This is a genomic window from uncultured Amaricoccus sp., assembly GCF_937891315.1.
GTDB lineage: Bacteria > Pseudomonadota > Alphaproteobacteria > Rhodobacterales > Rhodobacteraceae > Amaricoccus.
In genome coordinates, this window is the sequence record NZ_CALAGI010000168.1 from 1 (window position 1) to 9,988 (window position 9,988).

Here is a 9,988-nt window from a genome sequence, read left to right on the forward strand (position 1 = left end):
CCGATCTCGCCGGCGCCGGCCGCCGCCGCGCGCAGCGTCGAGCCGGCGGTGGCGGCGCAGCCCGCCGCCTTCGCCGACCATCAGGCCGAGGCCGAGGAAGCCGCCTTCGACGAGTTCGACAGCCAGCCGGTGCCGCAGCCGGCGGCGATCGCCCGCACCGCGCCCTTCGGCCAGCCGAAGATCGAGCAGGGCGCCGATGGCCAGCCGCGCCGGCCGGGCGAGCCTTCGCCGGACGCCTTGCGCCGGCTGCAGGCCGCCGTGCAGAACGTGCCGAAGACCCCGCCGATGATCCAGACCGCCCAGCCCGCCGTGCGCGAGGCCGAGCGGCACAGCCGGCTGACCATCAACAGCCTGATCCACCGCATGACCGGTCAGGTCGGCCGCGACGAGACCCCGGCCCGTCCGCGCGCGACCGAGCCCGGCCCGCAGATGCCCGCGCCCCGGCTGGACGCGGACTACGAGGATACAGAACGCGAACGCGTCGACATTCCGGCCTTCCTGAGGCGGCAGGCCAACTAAGGCGGAGCATTTCGTCCAAGCTGCTTTGCAGATGTACCGCTGAAAGGCGCCCCGCCCCGGGCGCCTTTTCTTCTTGTATCGTACCAGGCTCCGCCTGATTGGTTCGGATCGAGGTTTTTCGCGGCCCGATCCTGGAACCCGACTCGAAACTCCATGAGACATGGCAGTGCCTTGCGGGCCGTCGGGCCAGCGGGCGGATATGTGCGACGACGGTCCAGGCTTCGGCGGAGGCGATGGATTGCTCCCAGTCTTTCGCCAGTCGGCGGGATCGCCCGGGCCAGGTGAAGGTTCGCTCGACGACCCACCCGCGCGGCGGAAGCTCGAAACCCTTCGCGGTGTCGGACCGCCGACGATCTCGATGGTCCGGTCGCCGGAGCGGCTCAAGGCGGCCATCAGCCCGAGCCTGTCGGTGAGGGTGACGCATCGAACGCCACCGGTTCGAGGGAGATGCCGAACAGGCGCGCGGCCCTTGACCTTCCCGCCGGCGTCGAAGCCGCGGGGCCCTCCGCTCCCGGTGGTTTTCACGCATCGATTGTCGATCACGCCCGCCGTCGGGCTTGCGACGCTCCGGCGCCCGCGCCGCCATCACCGGATGGGTGCTGATCGTCCGAATCAGACCCGGTCGCGCCAGTCATGGAAATAGCGCCGCGCGGTCGATCGCGGGGGCGGAGCCTCGGGCGGCATGCGCCGCTGGCAGCCCGCCGAGGCCATGCGGAGGGTCGCGTTCATCCCTTCCCGCGGGTCCGTCGTGCGCGGCCGCCCGGCAGGTCGCGTGCGCGGCGGGAAGGGGGCGATCAGCGCCGAGTCCCGGTCCGTCGGATCGCTTGAATATCGGCATCCCCGCCGCGCATGGCCGCGCCGAGCGGTATCGTTCCAGGGCACCGTTTCCCGTCAGTCCCTGCGAACCGACGTGAAACACAACCCTCTGATATCGCTCAACTCATTTCGGGTTCGGCTCTGGCCGCGCCGGGCGCTGTCACGCGCCTCTCGCCGCCTGCGCGCCGCTTCCTCCGCCGGGCGATGGCAAGGCGCCATAGCCATGGAGGAACAGTAGTTTCAATATGCCTTGACCGATTATTCAGGTAGCTGTGCTCAACTATAAGTTATTGATGGAGACATTAACCACCAAGTTCATAACGAACACATCGGCGTATTCTCGCCGAGCCCTGCCGTGGTGTCTTGGGTTACGCCCCCCACTGTGGAAGACTTCTTCGCATACATTGACGCACACGTCGAATTGGCTTCGAGCATGTCTGGAAAGGCATTCTCTAGCTGTGTGCGTAGCATCGAGGAGGAAAAGTGTGGTAACGCTGACAATCACCAACTTGGTAGACGTAACAGAAGGATGGTACTTCACACCAATTGAGTGGCTGAAATATCACCCGGATCGGGTTAAAATGAATTACACCGCGTCCAAGGTGACTTCCTACTGGAAGGAAGGATATGCCTTCGATCACTTCACGGAGTATACCGGGAAGTTCGCTTACAAGTCGGATGGCTCGCTAGACTACGCCAACAGCAGGGTCACGGGTATCACCTTTGGCAAGACTCTGGACAACGTGTTCGGTAACACGTCCGATGTTCAGTTCAGCATCACCGGGGCAGACTTCGTTCTTGGCGATGCATTGGCCTACGGGAACACACGTTACTACACGAAGTTGCTTGGCGGGAATGACCAGTTCATCGGCAACGGCTGGGGCAACAAAATCAACGGATACGGTGGCAACGACCGTATCTATGGCAACGCCGGGAATGACACACTCATTGGTGGCGATGGTGGAGACACCCTTTGGGGCGGAACTGGCGCGGACACACTCGTATTCGACAAGTCAGATGGACGGGATACTATCCAGGATTTCAAAAACGAGGACACGATACGACTTACCGGCGGCAAGTTCTCCGACGTTCTTATCCATAAACCGGCCAATGGGTACACTCTGGTAGAGTACGGGACCACGGACATATACGTCCATAACGAAACCGGACACGCATTGAATGCGAGTGACTTCATTTTCTAGCGCGGAAACCCACCGGAGTGGATCGAGGGATTCCCTTTTGGGTTAGGTGGACACCTCCGGAAAGCCGGCTTTCCGGAGGTGTCCGGATTCGATATCAAAGGCCCGGATGGCGCGGATACTCTAGCCGTCGAGTAACGCGCGCGCGGCGGCGCGGGCTTCCTCGGTGACGGTGTCGCCGGAGAGCATGCGGGCGACTTCCTCGACGCGGGCGCCGGGGGCGAGGGCCTGGACCTCGGTGCGGACGCCGCCGCCGCTGACGGTCTTGCCGACCTGCCAGTGATGGGCGCCCCGCGCCGCGACCTGCGGCGAATGGGTGACGACCAGCACCTGGCCCCCGGCGCCGAGCGCCTTCAGGCGGCGGCCGACCGCGTCGGCCGTGGCGCCGCCGACGCCGCGGTCGATCTCGTCGAAGATCAGGATGATGTCCTGGCCCCGCGCCGAGAGGCAGACCTTCAGCGCCAGCAGGAAGCGCGAAAGCTCGCCCCCCGAGGCGACGCGCTCGATCGGGCCGCGCGGCGCGCCGGGGTTGGTGGCGGCGGTGAAGCGGACGCGGTCGGCGCCCTCCGGGCCGGGTTCCGCCGGATCGATCTCGACGCGGAACACCGCGCGGCCGAGGCGGAGGGGTTCGAGTTCCACCGCCATCGCCGCGTCGAGCCGGCCGGCGGCGGCGGCGCGGGCGGTGGTGAGGCGCGCGGCGGCGGCGGCGTGGCGCGTCTCGGCGGCGGCGAGCTCGGTCTCCAGCCGGCCAAGCCCCGCGGCGCCGTCGTCGAGCGCCCGGAGCCGGCCGCGCAGATCCTCGGCGAGGGCGGGCAGCGCCTCGGGCTCGACCTGATGCTTGCGGGCGAGGGCGCGGATGGCGAACAGCCGTTCCTCCACCGTCTCCAGTTCGCGCGGATCGCCGTCGAGATCGGCGACCAGCGTTTCGAGCGCGCGCGAGACCTCGCCGAGATCGCCGATCACCCGGCCGAGGCCGTCGAGCACCGGATCGAGGCCGATTTCCCCGGCCCGCGCGGCGGCGGTCTCGAGCCAGCGCAGCGCCTGGAGCAGCGGCCCCTCGGCGCCGGCGGGGCCGAGCGCCTCGGCGGCGCGGGCGAAATCCTCGGCGACCTGCGCGGCGGCGCGCAGCGCCCGACGGCGGGCGTCGAGCCGCGGTTCCTCCTCCGGCACCGGATCGAGCGCGTCAAGCTCGGCGACGGCGTGGGTGAGATAGTCGGCGTCGCGCCCCGCCGCCTCCAGCGCCTCGCGCGCCGCCAGAAGCCGCGCCGCCGCGGCGGTTCGGGCGGCCCAGGCGGCGCGGCTTTCGGCGAGGTCGGCCTCGGTCCCGGCGAAGGCGTCGAGCATGGCGCGGTGGCGGCTCGGGTCGAGCAGGCCGCGGTCGTCCTGCTGGCCATGCAGCTCGACCAGCGTGTCGGACAGGGCGCGCAGCGTCTCGGCCGCGACCCGGCGGTCGTTGACGTAAGCCTGCCGCCGGCCGTCCGCGCCGGTCACCCGGCGCAGGATCAGCTCGGGCCCGTCGGGCAATCCGGCGCCGGCGAGGACGGCGTGGGCCGGATGCGCCTCGGGCAGGGTGAATTCGGCCGTGACCTCGCCCTGCGCCGCGCCGGAGCGCACAAGGTCGCCCCGCGTGCGCCATCCGAGCACGAAGCCGAGAGAATCGAGCAGGATCGACTTGCCGGCGCCGGTCTCGCCGGTCAGCACGTTGAGCCCGGGCTGGAAGCGCAGCTCGGCCCTGGCGATCAGCACCATGTCGCGGATCGTCAGGCTGTTCAGCATGTCCGCGCGGCTCCTCGCCGGTTCAGCGCCACTCGCCCTTCACGACCTGGCGATAGGTCTGGTTCAGCCAGCTGTCGCCGGTGTTCGCGGGCGTGAGACCGCGGCCGGTGAGCAGCGCGTAGCTCTGGGCGTACCAGGTCGTGCCCTGGAAATTATAGCCGAGGATGGCCGCCGCCGTCTGCGCCTCCTGCACCAGTCCAAGCGAGAGATAGGCCTCGACCAGCCGGTGCAGCGCCTCGGGCGTCTGGGTGGTGGTCTGATATTCCTCGACCACCACGCGGAACCGGTTGATCGCGGCGGTATAATGGCCGCGGGAGAGATAGTAGCGGCCGATCTCCATCTCCTTTCCGGCGAGATGGTCGAGCGCCAGCTCGAACTTCATCTGCGCCGAGGCGGCGTAGTCGCTATCGGGGTAGCGCTCGATGATGTCGCGCATCTCCTGCAGCGCCTGGAAGGTGTTTTCCTGGTCGCGGCCGATATCGACGATCTGGTCGTAGTAGCTCAGCGCGATGATGAACTGGGCATAGGGCGCGTCGACATCGGCGGGGAAGAATTCGAGATAGCGTTCGGCGGCGGCGCGGCTCTCGGCATAGAGCGCGCCCTCGTGAAAGGCGAAGGCCGACATCAGCATCGCGCGCTTGGCCCAGTCGGAATAGGGGTAGAGCCGCTCGATCTCGCCGAACATCTCGCCGGCCTCGCGCGGGCGGCCATCGGCGAGCAGCGCCTCGGCGTTGAGATAGATCTGCTGCGGGGTCAGACTCTCGACCGGCGGCTCGCTCTTGCCCATGAAGGGAATGTCCGGCATCCGGATGTCGGAGCAGGCGGCCATGGGGAGGGCGAGAGCGAACACGCAGAGAAGCGCTCGACCGCGACCTGCCAAACGCTGCATTCCCATCCTGACCCTCAGAAATTCCGGCCCGGCCGGACACCGCGGCCTGCCCAGTCGGCCGGTTCAGATAGCACAGCTTTTCCGGGGGGGTAAAACGAAAAGCGCAGTCCGCCGCCGCCGGCGGCGGGCCTCAGCCGGCCCATCTCATCGACTTCCCGACCAAGCGCGCCAGAGGCACGCGAGGCGCAGGCCCGACAAAGCCGAGGCACCGCCTCGGCCGGGCCGATCGCTGGAGGGCCGGAGGCCCGGAGGCGATGGGGCGTGGGGAAGCGCCGGACCTCGAAGTACGGACGGGGGCGCCCCTGGGTGGCCGCGCTTCGCGGACACCCCCCGGGAGGGGCGTCCGCGGCCGGTCTCGCCGACGGTCGAGACCGGCAGCTCAAGCGTTGAGCCTGGAGGACGGGCCGAGGCTGATGTCCGGCCGTTGAGGAAGGGTCACCCGTCCGGGCCGTTGGTACTATATTCAGCCGGCCCGGCGCAAATCCCAGAGGCCGACGCCGGCGCCGGGCAGATCGCGCGCCGCTTCCGCGTCGAGCGAGACTTCTTCCCAGGCGCCCGGCGTCGCAAAAAGCTTGCGCAGCAGCCGGTTGGTCACGCCATGGCCGGCGCGGGCGCCGCGGTAGGCGCCGAGGATCGGCGCGCCGGCGAGGGCGAGATCGCCGAGCGCGTCGAGCATCTTGTGCCGCACGAACTCGTCGGAGCGGCGCAGGCCGCCGGGGTTCAGCACCCGCGCCCCGTCCACCACGACGGCGTTGTCGAGCGAGCCGCCGAGCGCGAGGCCGCGGGCCTGCATCGCCTCGACATCGGCGCGGCGGCAGAAGGTTCGGCAGTCGCCGAGCTCGCGCACGAAGGTGCCATTGACCATCGACAGCGCCTTGCGCTGGCGGCTGATCGCGGCGTCGGCGAAGTCGATCTCGAAATCGATCGAGAGCGCCGGCGCCGGGACCAGCTCGGCCATGACGCCGTTCTCCTCGACCCGCACGGGTGCGAGAATGCGGATCGCCCGGGTCTCGCCCGGCACATCGACGAGGCCGGTGCGCAGGATCGCCTGCACGAAGCGCAGCGCGCTGCCGTCCATGATCGGCACTTCCGGCCCGTCGATATCGACCAGCGCGTGGGTGACGCCGGTTCCGGCCAGCGCCGCCATCAGATGCTCCACGGTCGAGACCGAGGCGCCGGCGGCGTTGGAAAGGAGCGTGCAGAGCGTCGTGTCGGTGACGAGATCGTAGCGGGCCGGGATGACATTGTCGCGGTCGCGGATGTCCACCCGGCGGAAGCGGATGCCCCCGCTGGTCGCCGGCCGCAGCACCAGACGCGCCGGGCGGCCGGAGTGAAGCCCCATGCCGACCAGCGTGATCTCGCGTTTGAATGTCGTCGGCATGTCAGACCCCCGAACCCTGTGCGCGACCCCCTGGCCGCGCTCTCGTGATGTCAGAAAGGTAGGGATTTGAGGGTGTTGCGACAAATCAAGGATTATGTCCGATTGCAACAGAGGGGAGACGGTGGCGCGCTTTCGCTTATCCGTTTGAAATCGCGTGGAAATCTCGGTATCCGGGCGTCGCGCCCGTCCGAAGGCCGCGCGCGGCTTCGGCGTTGGCGCGGTCGAGCCGGTGATATAGGCTCGATCCCGGTTCACTCGACGAGGAAACGCCAGATGACGATATCCGAAACTTCCGCCGACGATCTCCGCGCCCGTGACACGCGACGGCTCTGGCTCGGGATCGTAGCGGCGGTCCTGTTCTGGGCCCTGACGATCCTCGTCTTCGGCTATCCGGCCGTCATTGTCGGCGCGCTCGGCCTGACCGCGCTCGTCTATGTCATGCTGCTGCTCCTGATGCGCGGAAAGTAGCGCGCCTCCGGCGCAGTTGGGGCGAATTGCGCGCCTCCGGCGCTTGGCAGGCGAATTGCGCGCCTCCGGCGCTTCTGGGCGCCGGGGCCGTGCCTTGCCTGGTTGTCAGAGCTGTTCGAGCGTCACGCGGCTCGGATAGAAGGCGACGTAGCCGGCGATGCGCTCGGCCCCGTGCTTCGGGGTTTCGAAGGACCAGCAGGCGTCGGTGATCACCCCGTCCGGCGTCACGATGCTGTAGTAGGTCGAGTTCCCCTTGAACGGGTCGGTGGCCACGGTTTCGGATCGGTCGAAGAATTCCATCCCGATATCCTCGCGCGGGAAATAGATGACGGGCAGGGAGTTTTCCTCCTCGACCTCCAGCGCCCGGCTGGTCTCGCCGAGCACCGCGTCTCCCGCGCGGATTACCCAGGTGCCGTCCGCCGGACGGATCCGCAGTCGCTCTGTCGGCATGGTCTCTCCTTCCCGAATTGAGAAAAATGAAAGTCAGATCGGCGCGCAGGCCGCCGCGAGCCAGCGCGCCGTCGCCGCGTCGAGCGCCGGCGTCAGCGCGGCGAGAACGCGCGCGTGATAGAGGTTCAGCCAGTCGCGTTCGGCCGGTTCCAGCAGGCCGGGGTCGATCAGGCGCCGGTCGATCGGCGCCAGCGTCAGTGTCTCGAACCCCAGCATCTCGCGCTCGCCGTTTTCCGGCACCGCCGGGGGGCGGACGACGACGAGATTCTCGGTGCGGATGCCGAAGGCGCCTTCGCGATAGTAACCCGGTTCGACCGACAGGATCATCCCCGGACGCAGCGGCTCCACGCCGCGCCGTGACAGGTTCTGCGGCCCTTCGTGCACGCCGAGATAGCTGCCGACGCCGTGGCCGGTGCCGTGGTCATAGTCGAGCCCGGCCCGCCACAGCGCGGCGCGGGCGACGCCGTCGATGTCGCGCCCCGCCAGCCCGGCCGGCCAGCTCTGGCGCGACAGCGCGATCAGGCCCTTCAGCACCAGGGTGAAGGGGCGGATGGCCTCCGCCGGCACCGGGCCGACGGGGACCGTGCGGGTGATGTCGGTGGTGCCTTCGACATATTGCGCGCCGCTGTCGACCAGCAGCAGTTCGCCAGGGGCGACGGCCCGGTCGCTGGCCTCGTTCACGCGGTAATGCACGATGGCGCCGTTGGGGCCGGCGCCGCAGATCGTGTCGAACGAGATGTCGCGCAGCGCGCCGGTGGCGGCGCGGAAGGCCTCCAGCCGGGTGACCACGTCGATTTCGGTCAGCCCGCCGTCGGGCGCGGCGCGGTCGAGCCAGGCGAGGAACGCCACCATCGCCGCGCCGTCGCGCAGATGCGCGGCCCGCGCGCCCTCGATCTCGGCCTCGGTCTTGCAGGCCTTGGGCAGGATGCAAGGATCCTGCGCCCAGACCACTTCGGCCCCGGCGGCGGTCAGGCGGTCGGACACCCAGACCGGCGCGGTCGCCTTGTCCACCGACACCCGGCCGGCGAGCGCGTCGAGCGCGGCGGCGAAATCGCCGCGCGGCGCCACCGTCACCTCCGGGCCCAATGTGGCGCGCAAGGCCTCGTCGCATTGCGCGGGATCGGCGAACAGCGTCACCCGGCGGTCGGCGCCGAGGATGGCGAAGACCAGCGGCACCGGCACGCGGGCGATGTCCGACCCGCGGATATTGAGCAGCCAGGCGATGGAATCCGGCAGGGTCAGCACCGCGGCGCCGAGATCGCGGGCGACGAGCCCGCGCGCGATCTCCGCCCGCTTCTCCTCCGAACTCCGCCCGGCCAGCGCCTCGGGATGCGGCACGATCGGTCCGGCCGGCGGCGGCGGCTGATCGGCCCAGGCGGCATCGACGAGATTCGCGATCCGGGTCAGCGAGATCTGGTGCTTGCCCAGCGCCTCGCCCAGCGTCTCGATCTCGGCCGCGCCGTGCAGCCAGGGGTCGAAGCCGATCCGGCCGCCGCCAGGCAGGTTTTCGACCAGCCAGTCGGCGGGCTTTTCCTCGGGATGGCGCAGCACGGTGAAGCAGTCGGAATCGACCTGATCCCGAACCTGCAGCCGGTAACGCCCATCGACGAAGATCCCCGCCCGCTCCCGCGTCACCACCGCGAGTCCCGCCGAGCCGGTGAAACCGGTCAGCCAGGCCAGCCTTTCGTCGCGCGGCGGGACATTCTCGCCCTGATGCGCGTCGGCGCGGGGCACGAGAAAGCCGTCGAGTTCCGCTTCCGCCATCGCGCGCCGCAGTGCTTCGAGCCGCGGGGCGCCGGTGTCCGGTGTCGTGCGGCGGCGGAAATCCTGAAACATCCGGCGGGCGGTATCCTTGATGGCCTCGGGCTTCGGAGAGTTATCGGCGGTTTGCCTCCGGGGTCAATGAAGGATAGAAGGCGCGCGGATGTTTCAACCAGCGGGAGAGACGCCATGCGCGGACTGTTGGCGGCGATTCTGATGGGGCTGGCGCTCTGGCGCGCCGCCGCCGACTGGCAGGCGACGATCGGGCAGGGCTATGCCTATCGCCTGACGCCGATCGGCCAGGTGATCGAGGCGGCGGCGCCGGAGACCTATGCCTCGGTGATCGGCGCCTGGAAGGCGACGAGCGTGCCCTATCTCTGGGATCCGGTCGGCGCGACGCTGATGTCCCTGCCGCTGGCCCTGGTGCTCGCCGCCCTCGCGGCGCTCGTCTGGTTCACGCGGCGCCGGCGGTAGCGCGCGTCAGGAGCCGCGGCCCCGGTCGCGGCGGACGTCATGCCAAATCCGTTTGATTGCCTCGCCTTCGCCTTTCACTGCCCGGACAGCGCGTAGCCGCCCAAGGCGGCGCCCCTGTCGATGTCTCCGCCGCCGGTCAACAACGCAAGGGCGATGCGCGACGTCCGAACCTTCACTGCGCGATTTCGAGGTTACGCGAAATCGTGACGGGCATGCCCCGCGGGGGGCATGACCGTTTTCAACGGTCAAGCCGGG

8 protein-coding genes and 2 pseudogenes are annotated in these 9,988 nt (G+C 69.1%); 4 read left to right on the top strand and 6 right to left on the bottom strand.

Annotated elements, in window-relative coordinates; all coding sequences use genetic code 11:
• A pseudogene (locus tag Q0480_RS16665) lies at positions 1 to 519 on the top strand (cell division protein FtsZ); the annotation flags it as partial.
• Between the two features lie 160 nt (positions 520 to 679).
• Here the strand turns inward: Q0480_RS16665 and Q0480_RS16670 are convergent.
• Positions 680 to 1,401: pseudogene (locus Q0480_RS16670) on the bottom strand (transposase); the annotation flags it as partial.
• A 419-nt stretch (positions 1,402 to 1,820) separates the two neighbouring features.
• Between Q0480_RS16670 and Q0480_RS16675 the strand changes: the two are divergent.
• Positions 1,821 to 2,537: a hypothetical protein gene (locus tag Q0480_RS16675; protein ID WP_299134637.1), complete on the top strand. Its 717-nt coding sequence runs from the start codon at positions 1,821 to 1,823 to the stop codon at positions 2,535 to 2,537.
• Between the two features lie 120 nt (positions 2,538 to 2,657).
• Here the strand turns inward: Q0480_RS16675 and recN are convergent, their stop codons facing one another.
• From recN to lpxC, 3 genes are all read right to left on the bottom strand, one after another.
• Positions 2,658 to 4,310 carry a DNA repair protein RecN gene (gene recN, locus Q0480_RS16680; protein ID WP_299134639.1) on the bottom strand — a complete coding sequence of 551 codons (1,653 nt, stop codon included), beginning with the start codon at positions 4,308 to 4,310 and terminating at the stop codon, positions 2,658 to 2,660.
• Positions 4,311 to 4,332: 22 nt separating this feature from the next.
• Positions 4,333 to 5,160 (bottom strand): outer membrane protein assembly factor BamD, encoded by an 828-nt coding sequence (locus tag Q0480_RS16685; protein WP_299134640.1) that lies wholly within the window; start codon positions 5,158 to 5,160, stop codon positions 4,333 to 4,335.
• Between the two features lie 502 nt (positions 5,161 to 5,662).
• Entirely contained in the window at positions 5,663 to 6,580 is a 918-nt protein-coding gene (gene lpxC, locus Q0480_RS16690; RefSeq protein WP_299134641.1) for a UDP-3-O-acyl-N-acetylglucosamine deacetylase, read from the bottom strand.
• Between the two features lie 273 nt (positions 6,581 to 6,853).
• Between lpxC and Q0480_RS16695 the strand changes: the two genes are divergently transcribed.
• On the top strand, positions 6,854 to 7,048 hold the full coding sequence (locus Q0480_RS16695) for a hypothetical protein (protein ID WP_299134644.1): 195 nt from the start codon (positions 6,854 to 6,856) through the stop codon (positions 7,046 to 7,048).
• Positions 7,049 to 7,153: 105 nt separating this feature from the next.
• Here Q0480_RS16695 and Q0480_RS16700 read toward each other — a convergent pair whose 3' ends face one another.
• On the bottom strand, positions 7,154 to 7,498 hold the full coding sequence (locus Q0480_RS16700) for a DUF427 domain-containing protein (RefSeq protein ID WP_299134647.1): 345 nt from the start codon (positions 7,496 to 7,498) through the stop codon (positions 7,154 to 7,156).
• Between the two features lie 33 nt (positions 7,499 to 7,531).
• Positions 7,532 to 9,334, bottom strand: a complete 1,803-nt coding sequence (locus tag Q0480_RS16705) for an aminopeptidase P family protein (RefSeq protein ID WP_299134649.1) — start codon at positions 9,332 to 9,334, stop codon at positions 7,532 to 7,534.
• 114 nt (positions 9,335 to 9,448) lie between these two features.
• On the opposite strand from Q0480_RS16705, the gene Q0480_RS16710 reads away from it, so the two are divergent.
• On the top strand, positions 9,449 to 9,733 hold the full coding sequence (locus Q0480_RS16710; RefSeq protein ID WP_299134652.1) for a hypothetical protein: 285 nt from the start codon (positions 9,449 to 9,451) through the stop codon (positions 9,731 to 9,733).
• The last annotated feature ends 255 nt before the right edge of the window (positions 9,734 to 9,988 follow it).

Bases quoted from the DNA above. Each gene is read 5' to 3' on its own strand.
- recN (WP_299134639.1), bottom strand. From the start codon at position 4,310: ATGCTGAACAGCCTGACGATCCGCGACATGGTGCTGATCGCCAGGGCC.
- lpxC (WP_299134641.1), bottom strand. From the start codon at position 6,580: ATGCCGACGACATTCAAACGCGAGATCACGCTGGTCGGCATGGGGCTT.
- Q0480_RS16695 (WP_299134644.1), top strand. From the start codon at position 6,854: ATGACGATATCCGAAACTTCCGCCGACGATCTCCGCGCCCGTGACACG.
- Q0480_RS16700 (WP_299134647.1), bottom strand. From the start codon at position 7,498: ATGCCGACAGAGCGACTGCGGATCCGTCCGGCGGACGGCACCTGGGTA.
- Q0480_RS16705 (WP_299134649.1), bottom strand. From the start codon at position 9,334: ATGTTTCAGGATTTCCGCCGCCGCACGACACCGGACACCGGCGCCCCG.
- Q0480_RS16710 (WP_299134652.1), top strand. From the start codon at position 9,449: ATGCGCGGACTGTTGGCGGCGATTCTGATGGGGCTGGCGCTCTGGCGC.